Origin of the sequence: Streptomyces sp. NPDC088785 (assembly GCF_044750685.1) — a bacterium.
Lineage (GTDB): Bacteria > Actinomycetota > Actinomycetes > Streptomycetales > Streptomycetaceae > Streptomyces.
This window is the reverse complement of the sequence record NZ_JBIVKH010000015.1, coordinates 164044-185277: the sequence shown is the minus strand read 5'-3', so window position 1 is coordinate 185277 and position 21234 is coordinate 164044. Positions and strand designations below refer to the sequence as shown.

Sequence of the window (21234 nt, the reverse complement as noted above, 5' to 3'; positions counted from 1 at the left end):
GTGGGGTCGTGCGGTACCGCCGCGCACCGGCGGCGCAGTGTGATCGTCACCGACATCGGTACCGATCCGTTCTGGGACGATTTCCGGGAGCTGGCCGACCGGGCGGGGGTGGCGGCCTGCTGGTCCACGCCGATCCTGGCGCGTGACGGCTCGCTGCTGGGCACCTTCGCGATGTACCACCGCACGCCGCGCGCGCCGCGGGAGGCCGACCTCGCGCTGGCCCGGGTCTTCGCGGGCACCGCCGCCCTCGCCATCGAACGCCACCAGGCAGAAGAGGCCCGCCGGGCCGCCGAGGCCCGGGAGAAGGCCGCCCGCGACGATCTCGCCTTCCTCCTGAACGCCAGCACCGTGCTGAGCGCGGGCCTGGACGCCTCTCAGGCCCTGAAGCGGCTGGCCGAGGCCTGCGTGCCCGCACTCGCCCCGCTCTGCGCGGTCGACATGGTCGAGGGCGGACGCGTGCGCCGCGTCGCCACCGCCGCGCCCACCCCGGCGCAGCAGGACCTGCTCGCCTCCCACATCCCCGTCTACGACGCCGCCGACGACGCCGTCTCCCGCGTCCTGGCCTCCGGCACGAGCGAGGTCGCCCGCCGCACCCCCACCGGCCCGGGCCCCTGGCAGGGGCTCGGCGTCACCGGCTACCTGTGCGTGCCCCTCATCGACCGGGGCCACGCCTTCGGCACGGTGACGCTGCTGTCCACGGGCGACCACGCCTTCGACGGCCACACCGTCGCCCTCGCGGAGGAACTCGCGCGGCGCGCCGCCTCCGCCGCCCGCAACGCCCGCCAGTACACCCACCGCGCCGCCCTCGCCCGCGACCTCCAGGCCGGCCTGCTCCTGCCCGGACTGCCCGACGTGCCCGGCGCCGAGGTCGCCACCTACTACCATCCGGCGGGCGAGGGCCTCGACGTCGGCGGCGACTTCTACGACGTCTTCCCCCTCGACGACGGCCGCTGGGCCTTCCTGCTCGGCGACGTCTGCGGCCGGGGCGCCATCGCCGCCACCACCACCGGCCTGGTCCGGCACACCGCCCGCGCCGTCGCCCCCCTCCTGCCGGGCCCCGCCGACGTCGTCAAGGCCGTCAACCGGGCTCTGATCAACCGGCACGGAAGCCACGGCACCGGCTTCGTCACGCTCGTCCACGGCCGGCTCACCCCCACGCCCGACGGCCTGGACATCGAGCTGGTGCGCGCCGGACACACCCTGCCCCTGCACCTGGACCGCCACCGCGGCGTCCGCCCCCTCGACGCGGACGGCGTCCTCCTCGGTGTCGCGGCCGATCCCGACTTCACGCCGCACCGCCTGCACCTGCGCCCCCACGAGAGCCTGGTGCTGTACACGGACGGCATCACCGAGGCACGCAAGGGCGACGAACTCTTCGGCGAGGAGCGCCTGGTCGCCGCGCTGGCCGGCGTCCCGGAACGGCCCGCGGCGCACCAGGTCATCGACGCCGTCACCCAGGCCGTGCACGCCTTCACCGGCGGCCGTGACATCGACGACGACCAGGCGGTCCTCGTCCTGACGGCCACCGGCACCCCGCCGCGTCCCGCGGCGCCGTCCGCGTAGCCGGGCGTCGGGAAGCGGCTACTCGCCGAAGTCGTACACCCGGCCGGTCATGGCGTCGACCTGGTAGAGGGTGACGGGGGCGGGGCCCGGGGCGTCGTCGTCCGTCGCGGGCCCCTGCCAGGTCACCTCCACGAGCCGGTAGGGCTTCAGCGTGCCGTCGAAGTCGTCCGCCTTCACGGCGACGGCCCGGCTCGCGAACGGTGCCCCGGCGTTCCCGTCGGCCCGCAGCCTGGCCGTCACGGCGCGGTCCACCGCCCTCGCGGCCTCGCGGCGGTCGAGTGCGAGCCGGGGGAACTCGGCGCGGACGACACCGCGGGTGACATCGATCCGGGAGACCTGCCCGTCCCGGCCGACCCGGACGTCGAGCCGCCGGGGCATGAGGACGCCCCTGTGCGTCCACCGCCAGGTCGTCGTCCAGCCCGACGGGGCACCGTCGCCGGCGGGCGCGGTCCGCGTCGTCGTCGCACCGTCGGCCCAGGGGTAGCGCTCCCGGGCGTACGTCAGCGCCACCCGCCGTGCTGCGCTCGGGCCTGTCGGTGCTTCCGCCGCGTGCACGGGACAGCCCATGCCGCCGGAGCCGTCCCCGCTCGCCAGCTCGACGCTCAGGTGCTTCCCGCCGGGCCAGGAGAGGCTGCCGTCGCCGAACTCCCGGGAGGCCCCCGCCCGGCGGTCGCGCACCTGGAAGATCACCTGGTCGCACCAGGCGGTCCCGCACGCGTCCTCGTAGACATTGCCGATCGTGTACCGGTCCCCGAAGGCGCCCGTCACCGCGGCGACGACCGCCCTCCTCTGCTCCGCACTCGCCGCCGAGAGGCCGGTGCCGTCCACATGGGTGAAGGACAGCATCGGTCCCGCCACCCCGGTGCCGAGCAGCAGCAGCGCGGCGGCGGCGATCAGCGCGCCCTTCGCCCCGCCCCACGGGACCAGCGACTGCCGCACCGCGAGCACGCCGGTCGCGACGGCGAGCCCCACCAGCCCGCCGGCGATGTTCATCTCGGCGTCCGCGCTGTCGCACACCCGCCCCAGACCGTCGACCGTGGCCTGGGCGAACTCGATGGCCGCGGGCAGGGCGACGACACCGGCCAGGACGGGAAGGGGCCGCCGCACCGCCAGCACGGCGAACGCGCCGACGGGGACCATCATGGCCAGGTTCCAGACGCCCTGCGTGGTGTGGAACGGCTCGGCGAACCGATGGTTGACGACGCACGCGCCGCCGGCGGGCCCGGCGTCCATGAACGTGACGCCGAAGACGCCGGTCAGCGTGCACACCAGCGCAGCCCACCACAGGCCGTGCGGCCGGCCCCGGTGGCGGGCGAGCGCCCACGCCGCGCCGCCGAGCACCAGGGCGGTCAGCGTGCAGACGGCCAGATGGCCGACGTGATGGCGGAAGATCGCTGAGAACACGGAGCGGTCCCTGCCTCGCTCGGATCGGATGAACCGGGCCGCGGGTGGGCCCGGTTGATCAGACGAGGCCGGTGGGACGGCGGTTTCAGAAACGCGGGACGGGAATCCCGCGACCGTGCGGGCGCGCCGGCCGGCTCCGCCGCCGGCGGCAGCGCGGCCGGACCGGCATCAGACGTCCGAGACCGCCACCGGGTGCGCGGGGGTGGGCGGAATGAGGACACGGACGCGTTCGGCGGCACGGGTGAAGCGGACGACCTTCTCGCCCGGCGCGAAGTCCGCGCCCGCGCTGATGCACAGGACGAGCAGGGACCGGTGCAGACGCGTCAGGAGTTCCAGCGGCACCGGGACGGCCGGACGCCCGTCGTAGGTGCTGCCGAGCTGCTGAAGGGTCGAGTGCAGGGCGGCCGAGGTCTCGCAGTTCTTCGTCAGCCCGTACTCCAGGAGCGGGGTGACCTCCGCGAGCAAGGACGCCGGAGCGGGGACGAGGGGGGAGTCGCTGGTCATGAGCGAGGAATATCCCCGCCCGGGGGCGTCGGCAACTCCAGGGCCGCGCACGCGGACGGCCGGCGCCCTCCGCCGGCCGGGACGGCATCCGGCACACACCGGCCGGCCTCCCCCACACGGGTCACCGGGCACACCGTTCAGGAGTACACGAGGACGCAGCGGTTACGTTTCCGGCATGCGCCGACACGATCTGATCATCCTGGGAGCCGGTACCGGAAACGCCCTCGTCGACGAGCGCTTCGCCCATCTGGACGTCGCCCTGGTCTCCGACGGCCCCTTCGGAGGGACCTGCCTCAACGCGGGATGCATCCCGAGCAAGATGCTGGCCGCCACCGCCGACACGGCCGACACGGTCCGCGACGCCGCGCGCTTCGACGTCGACGCACAACTGCGCGGCGTGGACTGGCCGGCCGTCCGCAGCCGCGTCTTCGACCGGCTCGACCGGGCGGCGCGCGAGGGCGAGGAGGGCCGCCGCGAGGACGAGCACATCACGGTGTACCGGGGCACCGCCCGGTTCACCGGCCCGCGCCGGCTGACCGTGCGGACGGAGGACGGGGCCGAGGAGATCACGGCCGACCGCGTCGTCATCGCCGCGGGCGGCCGGCCGGTCGTCCCGGACGTGCTCCAGAAAGCGCGACTGCCCTTCGAGACGTCCGACACCATCATGCGGATCGACGAGGTCCCGGACCGGCTCGTCGTCCTCGGCGGCGGCTACATCGCCGCCGAGCTCGCCCACGTCTTCCACTCGCTCGGCAGCCGGATCACCGTCGTCGAGAAGGCCGACCGGCTGCTCGGCCGACAGCAGGACGAACAGGTCTCGCAGGCCTTCACCGACGCCGTGCGCGGCCGGTGGGACCTGCGCCTGGGCCGCGAACTGACCGCCGTCCGCGGCGCCCCCGGCGCGCTGCTGCTCACCTTGGACGACGGCGCGCAGCTGGAGGCGGACACCCTGCTGGTCGCGGTGGGGCGCCGGCCCAACGGCGACCTGCTCGACCTGGACGCGGCAGGGGTGGAGACGGACGACTCCGGCCGGATCACCGTCGACGAGCGGATGCGCACCACCGCCGAGGGGGTCTGGGCCCTGGGCGACATCTCCACCCCGGTCCCGCTCAAGCACGTCGCGAACCGCGAGGCCGAGATCGTCGCCCACAACCTGCTGCACCCCGACGAGCAGCGCTCCATGCGCTACGACGCCGTGCCCTCGGCCGTCTTCACCCACCCCCAGATCGCCCAGGTCGGCCTCACCGAGCAGGAGGCCCGCGACCAGGGCCTCGACTACGCGGTCGCGGTCCACGACTACGCGGACGTCGCCTACGGCTGGGCCCTGGAGGAGACGCGGGGCTTCTGCAAGGTGCTCGCCGACCGGCGCACCGGGCGCCTGCTGGGCGGCCACCTCCTCGGACCCCAGGCGGCGACCCTCGTGCAGCCCCTGGTCATCGCCCTCACGACCGGCATGACCGCACGGGAGCTGGCGGAGGTGCCCCTGTGGATCCATCCCGCGCTCACCGAGGTCGTCGAGAACGCTCTGCGCGACCTGGACACGCGGCGGTGACCGCCCTCGGGGCGGGGCGCGGCGCCCCTTCGCCGCACGGCCTCCGCGCCTAGCGCGTACGGCGGATCCGCACCGGGCCCCGGACCGTGGCGAGGTCGACGGGCCGGCCGTGCTGGGTGATCTCGACCTCTCCGGCCGCGACGAGCCGGGCCGCGGCCCGGCGGGCCGGCTCCATCAGGTCGCGCCACCCGTCGTCGTCGCCCTCGTACACCGCGCGCGCCGCGTCCGACGGGCAGATGGAGCGCCCGGCGCGCTCGTCGAGGAGCGTCCGGATGGCCCGCTCCAGGCGGCGCTGCGTCGGACCCGACGTGTTCGTCATCCCTCCAGGGTCGCCCCTGCGCAGCCGGCGCGCCCCACGAGGTGCGGTCCGGACCGCGCTACGCGGGCGGCGGGGGGCCGTCCTGGCACGCCGGGCACCAGTACGAGACGCGGTCCTGCTGCCCCAGCGGCTCGGCGCGCCGGATCCTGGCCCCGCAGCGCGGGCAGGGACGCCGCTCGCGGCCGTACACGTACAGCCGTTCCTGCCCGGGGACGCCCGGCGCGGCGCCGGTGGCGCGGGCCGTGGTGGTGCGGCGGTGGGGGTGGTCCTTGTTCGCCTCCAGGAGGCGGTGGGCGGTCGCCACCAGCCGGGGCGCGGTCCCGGCCGGCAGCTCGCCGACGGGGAGCCAGGGGGTGGCGCGGGCCAGGAAGCACAGCTCCGCCTTGTACACGTTGCCGATGCCGGCCAGGTTCCGCTGGTCCAGGAGCGCTTCGCCGAGCGGCCGCGCGGGGTCGGCCGTCAGCCGTCGCTCGGCCTCCGCCGGGTCCCAGTCGGGGCCCAGGAGATCGGGGCCGAGGTGGCCGACGACACCGGACTCGTCCTCGGTCCGGATGAGTTCGAGCACCGGGAGGCGGTAACCGACGGCCGTGTGCTCGGCGTTGGCCAGGACGGCCCGGATCTGGTGATCGGGGCCGCCGGTCCAGCGCCGCCCCGGGGCGTAGACCCGCCACGAGCCGTCCATGCGCAGATGCGAGTGGAGCGTGAAGCCGCCCTCGATCCGCGCGAGGAAGTGCTTGCCCCGCGCGACGACCTCCAGGACGGTGCGGCCCGTGAGGTCGGAGGTGGCGAACCGGGGGACCCGCAGGTCGAAGCGGGTCAGGGCGCGGGATGCGAGAGCGGCGTGCAACTGGCGGGCGCTGTGCCAGACCGTGTCTCCTTCAGGCATGCCCTCATGGTGCCCGCTGCGGGAGCGGGCCACCCCGCACCGTCCGGAGCGGGGTGGCCCGGGCGTGTCGCCGCCCGCGTCGCCGTACGGGCCGCAGGCAGCGCACCGGCTGACCGGCCGCACCCGCCGCCCACCGGGTCAGCGCGAGCGCTGACCCGCGACCAGGCGGTAGAGCAGGAGCACGATGACCGATCCGACGATCGCGGCGATCCACGTCGAGAGGTGGAAGAAGCCGTTGATGGAGTGCACCCCGAAGATCACCTTGCCCAGCCAGCCGCCGAGAAGGCCTCCCACGATTCCGATGAGCATCGTGACGAGACAGCCGCCCGGGTCCTTGCCCGGCGCGAGCGCCTTGGCGATGGCGCCCGCGATGAAGCCGATGAGAATCCAGGCGATGATGCCCACTGTGTGCCCTTTCCTGACCAGGCGCCGACGGGGCTCCACTGCCGTGTCGCCGTCCGCCGGGTGCGCCGTCTTGGTTGTCCGACGACCTACGGATAACCGTTCGCAGGTACTCCATTCGGGACGAAAGTCCCGTCCTTCGTCCCGCCCGCACCCCCTGACCTGCACGGGAGGCGGGCAGCGGCGGGATACTGGCCGCCAGGATCCAGTGCTTCTGCGAACGGGTGTCATCGCGATGAGCGTCAGAACGGTTCTGATCACCGGAACGTCCTCGGGTATCGGCCTCTCCACCGCGGTCGCCGCCGCGCGCGACGGCTGGCGGGTGATCGCCACGATGCGCGACACCACCAGGGCCGGGCCCCTCGGGACGGCCGCCCGCGAGGCGGGCGTCGATCTGGAGGTGCGCGCCCTGGACGTCACCGCCCCTGCCTCCGTCGAGGAGTGCCTGGCGGGACTCGACCGCCTCGACGCGCTCGTCAACAACGCGGGCTCCGGGCACGTGGGGACCCTGGAGCTGGGGAGCGTCGAGGACGTCCGCGCGGTCATGGAGGTCAACTTCTTCGGCGTGCTGCACGTCACGCGCGCGGCCCTGCCCCTGCTGCGGGCGAGCCGGGGACGCGTCGTGACGGTGACCAGCGTCGGGGGAGTGGTCGGGCAGCCCTTCAACGAGGCGTACTGCGCCGCCAAGTTCGCGGTCGAGGGCTTCATGGAGTCCCTGGCGCCGGTCGCGGCCGCCACCGGGGTGTCCGTGAGCGTCGTCGAGCCCGGCGCCGTGGCCAGCGAGTTCGTGAGGAACGTGGGGATCGGCGACCGCGTGCCGGACCCCGAGGGGCCCTACACCGCGGCCCGGGCGGCCTACCTCGAACGCACCCGGGGCGCCTTCGCCGACGCGCAGTCGCCGCAGGACGTCGCCGGGTGCCTGGTGGACCTGCTGGCCGCCGAGCGGCCCGCCTTCCGGGTCCAGACCTCGGACCGGGCGCGCGCCTTCGCCGCCCTGAAGCTCAAGGATCTCGACGGGACGGCGGTCCAGGACCTGACCAGGACGTGGGTCTCCTAGGACCTCCTGCGCGGGGCCGGGACGCTCGGACCCCCTGGGGCCTCCCGCGCGGGGCCGGGAGCGGCGTGCGCCGGTGCCCGGACCGCGCGCCCGCACCAATCCCCTCGCGTCGCGGCTTCGGACTACCCGGTGAGAGCCCGCAACGGCCGGATGCCGGGGCCGAGGGCCGTACGCAGGGGGGACCCATGTTGATCACGCACTCCGCCTGCGCCTCCCCGGGACAGGCGCGCCGGCGGGCCGCCCGGAGCATCGCCGCGGCGGGCCTGGACGTCGACGCCCAAGCGGTGGAGATGGTGGTGGCCGAGCTGATCTCCAACGCCGTACGGCACACGCGCGCGGGGACGTGGAGTCTGCGGATGCACGTCGTCGACGGGGCGCTCGTCGTCGAGGTCACCGACTCCGACCGCCGCGTGCCGCGGGAGCGCACGGGCCGGCACCTGGACGGCCTCGGCGGCTTCGGGCTGGGCATGGTGCGGACGCTGTGCGACCGGGTCGAGACCATCGTGTCGCCCGGCGGCAAGACGATCCGCGCGCGGTGGCCGGTGCCGCAGGACGGTGCGGGAAGCCGCCCCGGCACCGCGTGAGCCGGTACCGGGAGGACCTGAGCCGGTGGTAGCGGGTGGATGGCCGGCGCGACGGGGGCGCGCCGGGTGCGACAGGGGCGGGCCGCCCTCCTGGTTCAGCGGTGCGGATTGCCCTGGTCCGGGTCGTCGTCGGGGGTCTGCCAGCCGGTACCGCGCTGCGCCTCGTCGCTGACGGGACCGGGGACCGCCCCGGGCGTGGTCGGTGACGTACGGCGGGCCGTGCGCCGGCGGCCCGCGAGGAACATGACGATCAGACCGAGGACCACGACGACGCCCACGACGGCGATCAGCAGGGTGGGCCCCACCGAAAGGGCCAGGACAGCTGCGAGGTTGTGAGTGTGCATGACGGACGCGTACCCCGACTCCGGCCGTCCGCCACGTGCGGTCACCGGGATTCCCCCGTCGGCGTACGTGTCACTGAGGTGTGCGCTTTGTGTGGGCGTGTGAAGGCGGCCGGCCGGGGTACCGGGGCGGAGGTCTCCAGGACGGTCACGAGCAGAGCAGGGCGGACTACATGAGCATGACGGCGGTTCACGGTCGGGCGCACACCCCCACCGACGAGACCGAGGCGGGCCTGATCGAGCGCGCGTACGCCGATCCGTACTCGGTGCGGCCCAAGGACGCGCGGGCGATAGGCCGGCACTTCTTCGACCGGCTCGCCCAGCTGGAGGAGGGCACCAGTGAGTACAGCTACGTGCGCAACACGCTGATCGAGATGAACATCTCCCTGGTGCAGTTCGCCGCCTCCCGGTTCAAGCACCGGGGCGCGGAGGAGATGGAGGACATCGTCCAGGTCGGCACGATCGGCCTGATCAAGGCGATCGACCGGTTCGAGCTGACCCGCGAGGTCGAGTTCACCTCCTTCGCCGTGCCGTACATCGTCGGTGAGATCAAGCGCTTCTTCCGCGACACCTCGTGGGCCGTGCACGTGCCGCGCCGGCTCCAGGAGGCGCGGCTGCAACTGTCGCGGGCGACCGAGGAACTGCGCACCCGGCTGGGCCGCATGCCCTCGACCGTCGAGCTGGCCGAGCTGATGCAGCTCGACCCGGCCGAGGTCGCCGAGGCGCAGAAGGCGTCCAACGGCTACAACAGCGTCTCGCTCGACGCCGCCGTCAGCGGCTCCGACGACGAGTCCGACACCATGCTCGCCGACTTCATCGGCATCGACGAGGACCGCTTCGAGCTCGTCGAGAACTTCCACTCCCTCGCGCCGCTGATCGCCGGCCTGGGCGAGCGGGACCGCCGCCTGATCCACCTGCGCTTCGTCGAGGAGCGCACCCAGCAGGAGATCGCCGACGAGCTCGGCTGCTCGCAGATGCACGTCTCCCGCCTGATCTCGCGGCTGATCGCCAGGCTGCGCGCCGGCATCATGGGCGCCGAGTAGCCGTGGACCACGCGGTCGGAGCGGGGCGGAGCGACGGATTTCCGGTGTGCGATACATGTGTGGACATGGCGGGCGCCATCGTGAGGTAGGTATCTGCTCCGCCGCCGCTCCGGGGGCGCATCCGCGCCCCCGGCCCGGCACGAAGACACGACGCACACGACGCACGCGACGCCCCCCACAGGCGTCCACCAGCACACCCGGTCAGGACGATGACGACACCCCCACCCCATCCCGTCCCGCGCTCCTCCTCCCACGCGCCCCATCAGGACGCGACCGTCGTACGCTCCGCCGAGGACGGCGCGACCGTCATCACGGTCAGCGGCCACCTCGAGTGGGACGCCACCGTCCTCGCCGCCCAGCTGCGCAGACCGGCGGCCACGACGGTCGTGGACCTCAGCTCGCTGAAATGGGCCGACTCGGCGCTCTTGAACACCCTCCTCACGGCCCAGCGGGAACTGCGCCGCGAAGAGAGGCAGCTGCTCCTGCGCGGACCTCTGCAACCGGTCGTGCGGCGCCTGTTCGAACTGACCGGCGTCACCTCGTACTTCACCTTCACCCCGGACGTCCGGGGCGCCGACGGCCGGATCCGCTGAGCGCCCGCGGGCGGCCGGCGCCGCCGAGTGGTAGGCCGACGGCGGCGGGGAACACGTCAGGTATGAGGCTATTGACCGCACTGGCGACACCGGCGGACCCGCCGGCGCCGGGAGCGCTGCGCAGCTACGGCCTGGTGGGTACGGGCGTGGCGGCGTCGGCGCTGGTGGGCTCGCTGGCCATCGACCCGGACGACACCTGGTACCGCTCCCTGCGCAAGCCCGCCTGGCAGCCCCCGCCCGCCGCGTTCGGCGCGGTGTGGACGCCCCTGTACCTCTCCCTGGCGGCCGCCGGTGGCCGCGTCCTGCTGCGGGCTCCCGCGCGCGAGCGCCGCCGCTGGACCGGCGCGCTGGCGGTCAACCTCGCCCTGAACACGGCGTTCGGCTGGTCGTTCTTCAAGGCGCGCACCCCGTACGCGGGGCTCGCCGTCACCGCGGCCACGGCGCTCTCGTCGTGGGACCTGGTGCGGCGGGCCGGGCGGCTGGACCGGGGCGCCGCCGTCGCCCTCACCCCCTACGCGTCCTGGTGCACCTTCGCCACCGTGCTCAACGCCGAGATCGCCCGCCGGAACACATGAGCACCACGAGGTGCCGCCCGACGGCGCACACCCCGGCGGCCCGCGCGGGGGTGAGGGTTCGCGCGCATGTGCCCGTGGGGAAACGGGCGCGCCCCGCCCTACAGTGACGGAGTGTCAGCCGTCGCCCGCGGGCGGCGGCGCACACGTGGTTCGTGGATGGTGGCTGCGGCGAGGGAGACTGCTCATGGCCAGTGCGTTTCAGGAGCGCAAGCTCAGGGGGATGTTCACCGCGCTCGACACGGACGGTGACGGCTGCCTGCGGGAGGACGACTTCCGGGCGATGGTCGGCCGCTGGCGGCAACTGCCCCCGGCGGCACCGGGAACCGATCTCGGTACCCGGGTGGAGGCCCTGCTGATGGGATGGTGGGGCGCCCTGCTGGAGGTCGGTGACGCCAACGGGGACGGCACCGTCGACATGGCCGAACTGCTGTCGCTCGTCGACCGGTTGCCCTCCATGGTCGACAGCGTCACGGCGACCGCCGACACGGTCTTCGACGCCGTGGACACCAACGGCGACGGGCGCATCTCCCCGGAGGAGCACCGCCGGCTCGTCGAGACCTGGAACGGCCGGCCGGCCGACGTCGCCGGTGTCTTCGAACTGCTCGACCTGAACGGCGACGGGCACCTCGGACGCGAAGAGTTCGCCACGCTGTGGCGGCAGTTCTGGATCAGCGACGACCCGGCGGCGCCCGGCAACTGGCTGTGCGGAAGGATCCCCGCCTGACCCACGGCGCGACATCCCGGGCGGGGCCCTCCATGCGCCGCGCCGCACCGCCCTCTTCAGAGCTCCGCGGCGGGTTCCTCCGGCGGGGGACCCGTGCGGTGCTCGCGGACCAGGCGCAGGGCCGCCTCGCGGTCCCGCCGTTCCAGCGCGTCCACCAGATCGCGGTGCAGCGCGTACCGGTGGGCGATGGAGTGGTCCAGCGGCTCCTCGCCGGCCGGCAGCACCGCCAGCGTGCGCGACTCGACCAGGTCGAGCAGGTTCGCGTACAGGGAGCTGAGCAGCGCGTTCGGGCTGATCGCCGCGATGGCGGCGTGCAGCCGCCAGTTCGCGTGCACGAACGCGACGGCATCCGCCGTGCCCATGGCCGCCTCCATCGCCGCGATGTGCTCCCTCAGGCCGGCGATGTCCGCAGGCGAGGCGTGCCACAGCGCGTCCTCGATCAGCAGCGGATCCAGGGCGTCACGGATCCGTACGGCGTCGGCGACGTCGCTCCGGCGCGCGTCCAGGGCGAGGACGGAGTTCCCGAGCCGCACCATCGGCGACTGCTCGGCGCTGAACAGACCGCCGCCCGGCCCCGGTTTGACGGTGACCAGTCCCCGTGACTGCAACAGGCGCAGCGCCTCGTTGAAGGTCCCCACCGACACCCCGCACCGGACCCGCAACTCCTCCTTGGTCCCCAGGCGCGCCCCGGCCTCGACGGCGGCGGCCAGCTCCGCCACGTACTCGGCCGCTGCCTCGGCCCGGCCCGCGGAGGCGGGCCGGGCGACGCCGCCGGGCCTTCGCGGCGTACCCGGCGCGCTGTCGGATGTGGTCGGCAAGACGGCTCCCAGCCATTCGGCATATTCATCATGAAGGTCGGCGGACCAAGTATTGACGCGTCCGTCCTCCCCGACGCAACATCGACCTAATCATCATGCTGAATAGCTGTCCCGTCCTCGCGCCGTGCCGTCGTCGTCAGGAGTCCCTCCATGCGCATCGCCAATCTCTCGGGCCGGCTGGCCCTGATCGCCGACGGCCGTGCGATCGACGTCGAACGGGCCAGCAGAGGCGTCTTCGCCGCCGACCCGCAGGCCGTCTACGAGCGCTGGGACGAGTTCCGTGCCTGGGCCGCCGGGGCCCAACTGCCCGCCGGCGCCCCCTTCGAGACCGCCGACCTGGGATCGCCCGCGCCCGCGCCGCGCCAGACGCTGGCGATCGGCCTGAACTACCGGGACCACGCGGCGGAGTCCGGCTTCGCCGCCCCCGACGGCCTGCCGCCGGTGTTCACCAAGTACGTCACCAGCATCAGCGGCCCCGTCACCCGGGTCGCACTGCCGCCGGGCGGCCACACCGACTGGGAGGTCGAACTCGTCGCCGTCATCGGCGCCCGCGCCGAGAAGGTCGCCGAGGCCGACGCCTGGCGCCACGTCGCAGGGCTCGCCGTCGGCCAGGACCTCTCGGAGCGCGTCGCGCAACTGGCGGGCCCCGCGCCCCAGTTCAGCCTCGGCAAGTCCTACCCCGGCTTCGCGCCCATCGGGCCGTGGCTGGTGACCCTGGACGAGTTCGACAACCCCGACGACCTCGAACTGCGGTGCACGGTCAACGGCGAGGAAGTGCAGAAGGGCCACACGCGCGACCTGATCTTCTCCGTGCCCGCGCTGATCGCCGGCCTCTCCGCGGTCCTGCCGCTCCTGCCGGGGGACGTGCTCTTCACCGGCACCCCCGCGGGCGTCGGCCTGGGCCGGGACCCGCAGCGGTTCCTGCGCCCCGGCGACGAACTCGTCTCGACCGTCGAGGGCATCGGCGAACTGCGCCAGACCTTCATCGGCTGACCGGCCGGTCCGACGGACAAGGGAGTCCTCGCATGGCACTGCACCGTCTGGCCTCCATCACCATGGGGGTGCCCGATGTGGCCGAGACCGCCGCGTACTACACCGAGTTCGGCCTCGCCCCCGACGGCGACGGCTGGTTCACCACCCGGGACGCCGGACGCCAGCTGCGGATCGTCCCCGCGCCGACCCGGCGCCTCGTCGAGGTCCGGGTGGGCGTCGACACCCCCGACGACCTGGCCGCGGCCGCCTCCCGGCTGCGGCGGCTCGGCGTCGGGGCCGACGTCACCGCCGCGTCGCTGACCGCCTACGACCGGCCCACCGGCGTACGCGCCGTCCTGGAGGTCGCCCCCCGGCCGGCCCAGGACCCGGTGGCACCCACCGCCTACAACGGACCCGGCCGCGTCGAACGGGCCGGCGCCCGGGCACCCGGCGTCCTGCGCACCCACCGCGTCCGGCCGCGCAAGCTCGGCCACGCGGTGGTCGGCACCCCCGACCTCGACGCCACGACCGCCTTCTTCCGCGACGGCCTGGGCTTTTGGGCCTCCGACTACATCAAGGACCGCGGCGCGTTCCTGCGCTGCTCCACCGATCACCACAACATCCTGGCCCTCGCCGCGCCGGTCACCTTCCTCCACCACTCGTCCTGGCAGGTCGACGACATCGACGAGGTGGGCCGCGGCGCCGCCGCCATGCTGGAGGACCACCCCGAGCGGCACGTCTGGGGGCTGGGCCGGCACCACGCGGGCTCCAACTTCTTCTGGTACCTCAAGGACCCCGCGGGCAACTTCAGCGAGTACTACTCCGACATGGACTGCGTCGTGGACGACCAGCTGTGGACGCCCGAGGTCCTGGAGGGCGCCAAGGGCCTCTTCGCCTGGGGGCCGCCGCCCCCGCCGTCCTTCCTCGCCCCCGACGACCTCGCCGCGCTCATGACCGGCGCGCACAGTGGGTCGAGGTGACCCGCGCGGCAGGACGTCGGGACCCCCGTGCCCGGGCCGACGGCCGCTCCGCGCTGTTCGATTTCCCGCAAAGGCGCGGGCTCTGCGTGTCCCTTTTCGAGGGGTGCCCGGCGAAACCAGCCACACCGGCCGGCTTCCCGCGTTAGCGTCACGCCATCCGAAAGGCGACGGGGAGGTCACGGGTGGGGCTTTCAGGTGGGCGGATCGCGCTGCTTCAGCGGATCGCGGACACGGGACACGAGCCGGACGGCTGGGCCGGACCCGGCTCCGGCCTCGACGCGCGCAGCACGGGTCCCCTGGTCAGAGCAGGGCTGGTGCGCGAGGCGAGCGCGGCGGAGCGGGCGGGGCTCGCGGCGAGAACGGGCCGGCCGGTGCCCTGGGCGGTGCGGCTGACGCACGACGGGCGGGACGTCCTGCTGTACGCGCGCAGGCGTGCCGCACCACCGGTCGGCGCGCCGCCCGAGCCCGGCCTCCAGAAGGTCGCTCTGCACCGCTGCGACCTCGACGTGCTGGAGCGGTTCGTCGCGCTCGACGGGGAGCTGCACGACGGTCCCGCGAAGGACCTGGGCCTCGCGGTGGAGGCGGCGCGGTTCCACCCGCAGTCCAACCGCTGGATCATGTACGTGGACGGCGCGCAGATGCGGTCCATGGCCCGCGCCTTCTACCTCGAACGCCACAGCGGTTCGGCGGCGCCCGCGAACCGGTTCACCCGCGTCTACGGAGTGAACCACCAGCCGCGTCCCCTCGGCCTCGTGCCCCGGGTGGAACGCGACCCGGCCGGCTGAGTCCGGCCCGGAACCCGTCCGGCCGCGACCGATGAGTTGTCGGCCCGGGCGGGGTCCACCCGACATGACAGAGCACTTTCTGAAGGTTCCCGGGGCCGAGCTCGCCTACGACGTGCGCGGCCCGCTGCCCGCCGCCGACGGCCGGCCGCCGCTGCTCATGATCGGCCAGCCGATGGACGCGAGCGGGTTCGCCGCGCTGGCGTCCCGGTTCCCCGAGCGCACCGTGGTCACCTACGACCCGCGCGGCCTGGGCCGCAGCACCCGCGACGACGGCCGCGTCGACCACGTGCCCGACGTGCAGGCGGGCGATGTGCACGCGGTGGTCGCGGCGCTCGGGGCGGGCCCGGTCGACCTGTTCGCCAGCAGCGGCGGCGCGGTGACGGCGCTGGCCCTGGTGACCGCGTACCCCGACGACGTGGCGACCCTGGTCGCGCACGAACCGCCGCTCTTCACGGTGCTGCCCGACGCCCCGGCGGCCGACCGGGCGCAGACGGGCGTGCAGGACGCGTATGACGCGCGGGGCCGGGGCGCCGGGATGGCCGCCTTCATCGCGATGACCTCGTGGCAGGGGGAGTTCACCGACGCCTACTTCGAGCAGCCCGCACCGGACCCGGCCGCGTTCGGGATGCCCGCCGAGGACGACGGGTCCCGCGACGACCCGCTGCTGTCCGGCCGGTCGCTGGCCGTCAGCGGCTACCGGCCGGACCCCGGCGCGCTCCTCGCGGCACGGACCCGCGTCGTCATCGCGGTGGGCGAGGAGTCCCGGGACGTCGTCACGGGCCGCACCGCCGCCGCGACGGCCGCGCTGCTCGGACAGCAGGCGGCCGTGTTCCCCAGCCACCACGGCGGCTTCCTGGACGGGGAGTTCGGGTACGCGGGCCGCCCGGACGCGTTCGCCGCCAGGCTGCGCGAGGTGCTCGACGGCGGCTGACCCGCCGAGCCCGTTCCCCCGCCCCGGTGGTCACGCCGGTTCCAGCAGCACCGCGGGCAGCGTCCCGGTCACGATCGGCTCTCTCGGGAGCGAGAGCCCGAAGAACTCCTCGACCACGGCCAGCGCCGCGCGGTGGACCTCCCGGGGGTCGCGGCCGGGATCCGGCAGGCCCGCGGCCGTGAGCCGCTCCTGGAGCCGGGCGGCCGTGGCGGGATCGCCGACGACCCGCTCGTAGCCCCACGACCCGTCCAGGTGCAGGTTGAAGGCGGCCAGCAGCCGGTCGTCGTGGAAAGAGGCGAACTGCGGCGGTACCGGCTTGCCGTTCTCCTCCTCGTACTCCAGGAGGCAGACCTGGGCGCCGTCCCGCGACACGGACGCCAGCTCGCCGAACTCGCCCTGCCAGCCGCCGTACGCGACCGCGTACGCCCACTCCCCGGCGCGGCCGAGGCGCAGCCCGATGGCGTAGTCGTCGTCCATGAGGTCCAGGAAGGAGTCTCCCGTGTGCTCGCCGACGGGCACCACGTCGTGGTCCCCCTCGTACTCCAGGGCCCCGGCGAGGCGTCGGGCGAGCTCCTGCGGGGAGAGGCCGCGGGCGAGCGTCACGTGGTGACCGCCGAAGGCGATCGACCGCGGCGCCGCCAGCCAGGTCGTTCCGTCCGTCATGACCGCCATGGTGCCCGCCGCCTCTGACAGCGCGGGCCGGCGGGGCGCTCACAGCAGGCGGTCGACCAGGCCGTCGATGTAGTCGGGGGTGAGCGGGACGATGCCGAACAGGACGCGGATGTACATCGGGGCCAGGACGTGGTCCAGGACGGCGAGCGCGTCGGGCGCGTCCTCGCCGCGGTCGCGGGCGCGGTCGAGCACGGCCTGCAACTGCCTGGTGCGCTCCCCGCGCAGGTCGGCGCCCGCCTGCCGGCCCTGCGGGCCGCTGCCCGACAGGGCGACGGCCAGGTGCAGCACCGCGGGACCGTCGGGTCCGGTGATCTCCCGGGCCACCTGGGCCGCGTACGTGCGCAGGTCACCGGCCAGGCTGCCGGTGTCGGGCATCGGCGAGCGCGCGTCGAGGCGGGTCAGTGCCACCTCGCTGAGCAGCGCCTCCAGGCTGCCCCACCGGCGGTAGACGCTGCTGTCGGCGACACCCGCGCGGGCCGCGACCTCGCCCACGGTGAAGTGGCCGTAGCCCCGCTCGCTGATCAGGTCGGTGACGGCCTGGTGCACCTGTGCGCGGACGCGGGCACTGCGCCCGCCGGGCCGTCGGGCGGGCTGTCGCTCGTTCATGCCCGCATCTTAACGCAGTTATCGCTTGCGTTTGTGGGGCGCCCCTCCCTATAGTCCTCTAACGCAGTCAACGACTGCGTTAGTGAGTGCGTCAGCGACTGAGGGGAATTTCATGGCCGTATCGCCTGTGGTCTCAGGCAGTGGACCGAGCCGGGCCGTGCTGCTCACGGTGACCTGCCTCGGCCAGTTCATGGTCCTGCTCGACAACACGATCGTGGGAGCGGCGCTGCCCGACATGCAGCACCGGCTGCACACGCAACTGACCGGTCTGCAATGGATCGTCGACGCCTACGTCCTGCTGGTCGCCATGCTGCTGCTGTCCGGCGGCGTCTTCGCGGACCGGTTCGGCCGCAAGCGGGTGTACCTCACCGGCGTCGCGGTGTTCACCCTCGCGTCGGTGCTGTGCAGCCTCGCGCCCTCGGTCGGCTGGCTGCTCGCCGGCCGGGCGTTGCAGGGCGTCGGGGCCGCGGCGCTGAGCCCCGCCTCGCTCGCCCTGCTCGCCGCGGGCTGTCCCGCGCCGCAGGAGCGGATGAAGGCGATCGGGCTGTGGGCCGGACTCAGCGGGATCGGCCTGGCGGCGGGCCCGGTGGCGGGCGGCGTGCTGACGGACGCCTTCGGCTGGCCCGCCATCTTCCTGGTCAACGTCCCCCTGGGCGCGATCCTGCTGCTGGTCGGCCTGCGCAGCCTCCGGGAGAGCCGCAATCCGGACGCCCCCGCGATCGACGTCCCCGGCACGGTGCTGTCCGTACTGGGTGTGGGGGCACTGACGTATGGGCTGATCGAGGGCGGTGCCCGCGGCTGGACGGAGCCGGTGATCCTGGGCAGCTTCACCGCCGCGGTGGTCCTGCTCGCCGCCTTCGTCGCCGTCGAGGCGCGGCGCACCGCGCCGATGCTGCCGCTGCGGCTGTTCCGGCAGCGTCTGTTCACCGTGTCCAACACCGCCATGGTGGTGGCGGGGTTCGCGCTGATGGGGTCGTCGTTCTTCTTCTCCCAGTTCTTCGTGTACGTCCAGGGCAGCTCGCTCCTGCGCGCCGGTCTCCAGACCCTGCCGCTGTCCCTCGCCATGGTGGTCGTCAGCCCGTACGCGGGCCGGCTCGCCGCCCGGTACGGCGTCCGCGGCGTGGTGACCACCGGCCTGGCCCTGGCCGGCGCGGGCCTGCTCGCCCTCGGCACGGTGCACGCCGACACCGCGTACGGGAACGTGTGGTGGCGGCTCGCCGTCGTCGGGACCGGTTTCGCCCTGACCCTGTCCCCGCTGACCGCGGCCGCCATCCAGGCGGTCGGCGCGAGCGAGGGCGGTCTCGCGTCGGGCATCATCAGCACCACCCGGCAGATCGGCGCGGTGCTCGGTGTGGCGCTGCTCGGCGCCGTGGTCCGGACCCGGCAGAGCGGCGGCGCATCCTTCGAGGCCGGGCTCGACAGCGCCTTCCTCGTGGCCGGCGCCCTCACCTCGGCCGGCGCCGTGTGCACCGGACTGTGGCTGACGAGGTCCCGGCCCGCCGGGAAAGCGGCGGCGGCCGTCCGACACGCCCCCGCGCCCGACCCCGTCCCCACCGCTCTCACCGCACCCACCGCTTCCACCGCTTCCACCGCGCCCACCGCTTCTGCCGGGCTGGCCGCGAACGATGCCTGCGCGAAGGGCCGTTGACGGTGACCGGAGGGGCCTGCCGGGTGCCGTCGGCGGGCTGGGCACACGCGAAGGGGCGGTCCCTCGTGGGAGGGACCGCCCCTTCGGCGGATCGGCTCGCGCGCGTCGGCGCCGGGGTCGGGACGGTGGTCCGTCCCGGCGGGCCGCCCGTGCGGCGGGTCAGTGCTTGCCCAGGCCCTTCGCCGAGTCCTTCGCGGACTCCTTCGACTCCCGGGCGGCGCCCATCGTCTTGGCCGCGCGGCCCTTGGCGGTCAGGCGCTCGTTGCCCACGGCGCGTCCCGTGGCCTCCATGGCGGAGCCCGCAGCCTGCTCCGCCTTGGCCTTGGCCTTCTCACTCGCGGTCATGCCGTTCACCATCCGTTCCATGGACTGAAGTGTGCTGACCTCCGACTGGCCACTCAGCGGTCCGGTAAACGTACGGAGTGGGAATCCGCTGTTCCGCATGTTCACCCGCGGGGCGCACGCCGGGCGAGGACCTGCTGCTCACCGCGTCCGCCGGAGCCGGCCGCACCGCCGGGATAACTCCCGGATAACGGCTGCCGGTCGCGGGGCAACCACCGCGCCCTCCGGCCGGTCCATCCTGTGTCACGTACCCGAGGCCCGGGAGGCCGCGCCATGCTGCTGTCGCTCCTGCGCGCACGCCGACCGCGCCGCCGTGTCCTGGGCCGGGTGGCGGGAGTCCTGGTCTGCGCACTGCTCGGGGCGGGCCTCTGGGCCGCGTACGACCACCGGGGCGACGACGCCCGGCGGGCGGTCCCCGCACGGCCGGGCGGCGCGGAGAGCGGCCGGTCGGGCCCCGCCCCCACGGACTTCGACGGCAACGGGCGGACCGATCTCGTCCTGCCCGTCCCCGGAGCCGACCTGCCCGGCAAGCACGGTGCCGGGGCCCTCGCCGTCGTGTACGGCACCCCGGCGGGACCCGGGCTCGGCCGCCACCAGACCATCAGCCGCACCACGCCCGGGCCGCTCGGCCGACTGGCCGCGACCGGCGACCACTTCTCCCGCGAGCCGGTCGCCGCGGACCTCGACGGCGACGGGTACACCGACCTGCTCACCCGCGGCTTCGGCCGCGACCTCGTGCTGTGGGGCTCGGCGCGGGGGCTCGCCTCGGGCGCGCGCCTGGGTTTCATGAACGCCGGGGTCGGCGACTTCGACGGCGACGGGCAGGCGGACGTGCTCGTCCGGGACAGGGCCGTGAGCGTCCTGTTCGGCCCGTTCGGACGCGGCGGGCGCCCCGCCTCCCGCGCCGTGTACAGCGACTACCGGGGCGCCGCCCTGGACGCGGGGATCTACGTCGATCTCGTCGTGGGCGATCTCACCGGCGACGGCCGCGACGACGTCGTCCTCACGCACAGCCCCGAGCCGGGGGACTGGCGGTGGTACGCGCCGCGGCGGTTCGTGACGGGGCCCGACGGACGCGAGGACCGGGGGAAGCGGGGCTCGGTGCGCGACGTGCCGAGCGCCGGGCCCGGGGTGATCGCCGACTTCGACTGCGACGGCCACGGGGACTACGCGGCGCGCGCGATCCGCGAGAACGACAGCACCGGGCTGCGGGAGTACTACGACGCGGGCCGGATCGAGGTGGCGTACGGCAGCGCGAACGGGTCCTTCGCGCGGGTCCAGGCCGTCCTCCACGAGGACCTCGGCGTCGCCGGCGCGAGCGGTGACGACGGCCACCGGGGGACGACCGGCGCGCCCGACACGGGCGACCGGCTCGGCGCCGCGCTCGCCGCCGGTGACGTCGACGGCGACGGGTGCGCCGACCTCGTCGCGGGCGCGCCCGGCACCGATGTCGGCGACGCCGTGGACAGCGGGGCCGTGTACCTGCTCATGGGCGGCCGCGCCGGGCTGGTCGGGGGCGGCCCGCAGGGGGCGGGGGAGCCCGCGCGTCCCCGGGTCCTCGCCTACCGGCAGGGCCTCGACGGCGTCCCCGGCGCCGCCGAACCGTACGACGGATTCGGCTCCGCGCTCTGGCTCGGCGACCTGGACGGCGACCACCGCGCGGACCTCGCGATCGGCGCGCCGGGGGAGAGCGGCACGGCCCGCAGATCGGGCGCGGTGTGGATCCTGCCGGGCGGCCGCACGGGCCCGCGGACCGCCGGGACGGTCTCCTTCGGCCCCGCCGCGCTCGGCCTCCCCGAGCACAGCCTGGCCGGGACGGGGCTCGGCGCCGGGTTCGGGGCGGACCGGCCCTAGGGCGGCCTGTCTTGTCCGGTGCACTTCAAAATCGGGCCGGGCTGTCCTACGGTCGAAGCCCATGTCATCGGCAGACGGG

At 74.5% G+C, this 21234-nt stretch carries 24 protein-coding genes; 14 read left to right on the top strand and 10 right to left on the bottom strand.

The window, feature by feature from the left end:
- Positions 1-1563 (top strand): GAF domain-containing SpoIIE family protein phosphatase (locus ACIP5K_RS30905; RefSeq protein ID WP_401414843.1); only part of this gene is annotated, 1563 nt, incomplete at its 5' end.
- Positions 1564-1581: 18 nt separating this feature from the next.
- Here the strand turns inward: ACIP5K_RS30905 and ACIP5K_RS30900 are convergent.
- Together ACIP5K_RS30900 and ACIP5K_RS30895 are read right to left on the bottom strand one after the other, a co-directional pair.
- Positions 1582-2967 (bottom strand): VanZ family protein, encoded by a 1386-nt coding sequence (locus tag ACIP5K_RS30900; protein WP_401414842.1) that lies wholly within the window; start codon positions 2965-2967, stop codon positions 1582-1584.
- Between the two features lie 168 nt (positions 2968-3135).
- Positions 3136-3471: a hypothetical protein gene (locus tag ACIP5K_RS30895; protein WP_401414841.1), complete on the bottom strand. Its 336-nt coding sequence runs from the start codon at positions 3469-3471 to the stop codon at positions 3136-3138.
- A gap of 175 nt (positions 3472-3646) precedes the next feature.
- Here ACIP5K_RS30895 and ACIP5K_RS30890 point away from each other — a divergent pair, with 175 nt between their 5' ends.
- Positions 3647-5023, top strand: coding sequence for a mycothione reductase (locus ACIP5K_RS30890; RefSeq protein WP_401414839.1), 1377 nt, complete (start codon positions 3647-3649; stop codon positions 5021-5023).
- Positions 5024-5072: 49 nt separating this feature from the next.
- Here the strand turns inward: ACIP5K_RS30890 and ACIP5K_RS30885 are convergent, their stop codons facing one another.
- From ACIP5K_RS30885 to ACIP5K_RS30875, 3 genes are all read right to left on the bottom strand, one after another.
- Positions 5073-5342 carry a DUF3253 domain-containing protein gene (locus ACIP5K_RS30885; protein WP_401414838.1) on the bottom strand — a complete coding sequence of 90 codons (270 nt, stop codon included), beginning with the start codon at positions 5340-5342 and terminating at the stop codon, positions 5073-5075.
- 58 nt (positions 5343-5400) lie between these two features.
- A complete protein-coding gene (locus ACIP5K_RS30880) occupies positions 5401-6228 on the bottom strand; it encodes an Fpg/Nei family DNA glycosylase (protein ID WP_401414836.1) in 828 nt (275 codons plus the stop codon).
- Positions 6229-6366: 138 nt separating this feature from the next.
- On the bottom strand, positions 6367-6633 hold the full coding sequence (locus tag ACIP5K_RS30875) for a GlsB/YeaQ/YmgE family stress response membrane protein (RefSeq protein ID WP_401414835.1): 267 nt from the start codon (positions 6631-6633) through the stop codon (positions 6367-6369).
- Between the two features lie 232 nt (positions 6634-6865).
- On the opposite strand from ACIP5K_RS30875, the gene ACIP5K_RS30870 reads away from it, so the two are divergent.
- Both ACIP5K_RS30870 and ACIP5K_RS30865 read left to right on the top strand, forming a co-directional pair.
- Entirely contained in the window at positions 6866-7687 is an 822-nt protein-coding gene (locus ACIP5K_RS30870) for an SDR family NAD(P)-dependent oxidoreductase (RefSeq protein WP_401414833.1), read from the top strand.
- 185 nt (positions 7688-7872) lie between these two features.
- The gene (locus ACIP5K_RS30865) at positions 7873-8271 is read left to right on the top strand and encodes an ATP-binding protein (protein ID WP_401414832.1); all 399 of its coding nucleotides are present in this window, start codon (positions 7873-7875) and stop codon (positions 8269-8271) included.
- A 95-nt stretch (positions 8272-8366) separates the two neighbouring features.
- Here the strand turns inward: ACIP5K_RS30865 and ACIP5K_RS30860 are convergent, their stop codons facing one another.
- On the bottom strand, positions 8367-8615 hold the full coding sequence (locus ACIP5K_RS30860; protein ID WP_401414831.1) for a DUF6479 family protein: 249 nt from the start codon (positions 8613-8615) through the stop codon (positions 8367-8369).
- Positions 8616-8785: 170 nt separating this feature from the next.
- Here ACIP5K_RS30860 and ACIP5K_RS30855 point away from each other — a divergent pair, with 170 nt between their 5' ends.
- The 4 genes from ACIP5K_RS30855 to ACIP5K_RS30840 all read left to right on the top strand — a co-directional run bounded on the left by ACIP5K_RS30855 (position 8786) and on the right by ACIP5K_RS30840 (position 11547).
- On the top strand, positions 8786-9655 hold the full coding sequence (locus tag ACIP5K_RS30855) for a SigB/SigF/SigG family RNA polymerase sigma factor (protein ID WP_401414829.1): 870 nt from the start codon (positions 8786-8788) through the stop codon (positions 9653-9655).
- A gap of 209 nt (positions 9656-9864) precedes the next feature.
- Positions 9865-10248 carry an STAS domain-containing protein gene (locus ACIP5K_RS30850; RefSeq protein WP_401414828.1) on the top strand — a complete coding sequence of 128 codons (384 nt, stop codon included), beginning with the start codon at positions 9865-9867 and terminating at the stop codon, positions 10246-10248.
- Positions 10249-10310: 62 nt separating this feature from the next.
- Complete coding sequence (locus ACIP5K_RS30845; RefSeq protein WP_401414826.1) at positions 10311-10823, top strand: TspO/MBR family protein; 513 nt, start codon at positions 10311-10313, stop codon at positions 10821-10823.
- A 184-nt stretch (positions 10824-11007) separates the two neighbouring features.
- Entirely contained in the window at positions 11008-11547 is a 540-nt protein-coding gene (locus tag ACIP5K_RS30840) for an EF-hand domain-containing protein (protein ID WP_401414825.1), read from the top strand.
- Between the two features lie 56 nt (positions 11548-11603).
- Here ACIP5K_RS30840 and ACIP5K_RS30835 read toward each other — a convergent pair whose 3' ends face one another.
- A complete protein-coding gene (locus ACIP5K_RS30835; protein WP_401414823.1) occupies positions 11604-12365 on the bottom strand; it encodes a FadR/GntR family transcriptional regulator in 762 nt (253 codons plus the stop codon).
- Positions 12366-12515: 150 nt separating this feature from the next.
- Here ACIP5K_RS30835 and ACIP5K_RS30830 point away from each other — a divergent pair, with 150 nt between their 5' ends.
- From ACIP5K_RS30830 to ACIP5K_RS30815, 4 genes are all read left to right on the top strand, one after another.
- On the top strand, positions 12516-13358 hold the full coding sequence (locus ACIP5K_RS30830) for a fumarylacetoacetate hydrolase family protein (RefSeq protein ID WP_401414822.1): 843 nt from the start codon (positions 12516-12518) through the stop codon (positions 13356-13358).
- A 32-nt stretch (positions 13359-13390) separates the two neighbouring features.
- Entirely contained in the window at positions 13391-14317 is a 927-nt protein-coding gene (locus ACIP5K_RS30825; protein ID WP_401414821.1) for a VOC family protein, read from the top strand.
- 182 nt (positions 14318-14499) lie between these two features.
- Complete coding sequence (locus ACIP5K_RS30820; RefSeq protein ID WP_401414820.1) at positions 14500-15102, top strand: DUF6417 family protein; 603 nt, start codon at positions 14500-14502, stop codon at positions 15100-15102.
- A gap of 64 nt (positions 15103-15166) precedes the next feature.
- The gene (locus ACIP5K_RS30815) at positions 15167-16033 is read left to right on the top strand and encodes an alpha/beta fold hydrolase (protein ID WP_401414819.1); all 867 of its coding nucleotides are present in this window, start codon (positions 15167-15169) and stop codon (positions 16031-16033) included.
- Between the two features lie 30 nt (positions 16034-16063).
- On the opposite strand, the gene ACIP5K_RS30810 is transcribed toward ACIP5K_RS30815, so the two are convergent.
- Both ACIP5K_RS30810 and ACIP5K_RS30805 read right to left on the bottom strand, forming a co-directional pair.
- On the bottom strand, positions 16064-16696 hold the full coding sequence (locus ACIP5K_RS30810) for a DUF6461 domain-containing protein (protein WP_401414818.1): 633 nt from the start codon (positions 16694-16696) through the stop codon (positions 16064-16066).
- A gap of 48 nt (positions 16697-16744) precedes the next feature.
- Positions 16745-17311, bottom strand: coding sequence for a TetR/AcrR family transcriptional regulator (locus tag ACIP5K_RS30805; protein ID WP_401414816.1), 567 nt, complete (start codon positions 17309-17311; stop codon positions 16745-16747).
- A gap of 112 nt (positions 17312-17423) precedes the next feature.
- On the opposite strand from ACIP5K_RS30805, the gene ACIP5K_RS30800 reads away from it, so the two are divergent.
- Positions 17424-18959 (top strand): DHA2 family efflux MFS transporter permease subunit, encoded by a 1536-nt coding sequence (locus ACIP5K_RS30800; RefSeq protein ID WP_401414814.1) that lies wholly within the window; start codon positions 17424-17426, stop codon positions 18957-18959.
- Positions 18960-19118: 159 nt separating this feature from the next.
- On the opposite strand, the gene ACIP5K_RS30795 is transcribed toward ACIP5K_RS30800, so the two are convergent.
- Positions 19119-19304, bottom strand: a complete 186-nt coding sequence (locus tag ACIP5K_RS30795; RefSeq protein ID WP_401414849.1) for a CsbD family protein — start codon at positions 19302-19304, stop codon at positions 19119-19121.
- 270 nt (positions 19305-19574) lie between these two features.
- On the opposite strand from ACIP5K_RS30795, the gene ACIP5K_RS30790 reads away from it, so the two are divergent.
- Complete coding sequence (locus ACIP5K_RS30790; protein WP_401414812.1) at positions 19575-21155, top strand: esterase; 1581 nt, start codon at positions 19575-19577, stop codon at positions 21153-21155.
- Positions 21156-21234: the final 79 nt, after the last annotated feature.

Coding starts and splice junctions, on each gene's coding strand:
- ACIP5K_RS30790 (WP_401414812.1), top strand. CDS start 19,575: ATGCTGCTGTCGCTCCTGCGCGCACGCCGACCGCGCCGCCGTGTCCTG.
- ACIP5K_RS30880 (WP_401414836.1), bottom strand. CDS start 6,228: ATGCCTGAAGGAGACACGGTCTGGCACAGCGCCCGCCAGTTGCACGCC.
- ACIP5K_RS30860 (WP_401414831.1), bottom strand. CDS start 8,615: ATGCACACTCACAACCTCGCAGCTGTCCTGGCCCTTTCGGTGGGGCCC.
- ACIP5K_RS30885 (WP_401414838.1), bottom strand. CDS start 5,342: ATGACGAACACGTCGGGTCCGACGCAGCGCCGCCTGGAGCGGGCCATC.
- ACIP5K_RS30815 (WP_401414819.1), top strand. CDS start 15,167: ATGACAGAGCACTTTCTGAAGGTTCCCGGGGCCGAGCTCGCCTACGAC.
- ACIP5K_RS30865 (WP_401414832.1), top strand. CDS start 7,873: ATGTTGATCACGCACTCCGCCTGCGCCTCCCCGGGACAGGCGCGCCGG.
- ACIP5K_RS30795 (WP_401414849.1), bottom strand. CDS start 19,304: ATGACCGCGAGTGAGAAGGCCAAGGCCAAGGCGGAGCAGGCTGCGGGC.
- ACIP5K_RS30895 (WP_401414841.1), bottom strand. CDS start 3,471: ATGACCAGCGACTCCCCCCTCGTCCCCGCTCCGGCGTCCTTGCTCGCG.
- ACIP5K_RS30855 (WP_401414829.1), top strand. CDS start 8,786: ATGAGCATGACGGCGGTTCACGGTCGGGCGCACACCCCCACCGACGAG.
- ACIP5K_RS30840 (WP_401414825.1), top strand. CDS start 11,008: ATGGCCAGTGCGTTTCAGGAGCGCAAGCTCAGGGGGATGTTCACCGCG.
- ACIP5K_RS30850 (WP_401414828.1), top strand. CDS start 9,865: ATGACGACACCCCCACCCCATCCCGTCCCGCGCTCCTCCTCCCACGCG.
- ACIP5K_RS30890 (WP_401414839.1), top strand. CDS start 3,647: ATGCGCCGACACGATCTGATCATCCTGGGAGCCGGTACCGGAAACGCC.
- ACIP5K_RS30870 (WP_401414833.1), top strand. CDS start 6,866: ATGAGCGTCAGAACGGTTCTGATCACCGGAACGTCCTCGGGTATCGGC.
- ACIP5K_RS30825 (WP_401414821.1), top strand. CDS start 13,391: ATGGCACTGCACCGTCTGGCCTCCATCACCATGGGGGTGCCCGATGTG.
- ACIP5K_RS30810 (WP_401414818.1), bottom strand. CDS start 16,696: ATGACGGACGGAACGACCTGGCTGGCGGCGCCGCGGTCGATCGCCTTC.
- ACIP5K_RS30830 (WP_401414822.1), top strand. CDS start 12,516: ATGCGCATCGCCAATCTCTCGGGCCGGCTGGCCCTGATCGCCGACGGC.
- ACIP5K_RS30845 (WP_401414826.1), top strand. CDS start 10,311: ATGAGGCTATTGACCGCACTGGCGACACCGGCGGACCCGCCGGCGCCG.
- ACIP5K_RS30805 (WP_401414816.1), bottom strand. CDS start 17,311: ATGAACGAGCGACAGCCCGCCCGACGGCCCGGCGGGCGCAGTGCCCGC.
- ACIP5K_RS30800 (WP_401414814.1), top strand. CDS start 17,424: ATGGCCGTATCGCCTGTGGTCTCAGGCAGTGGACCGAGCCGGGCCGTG.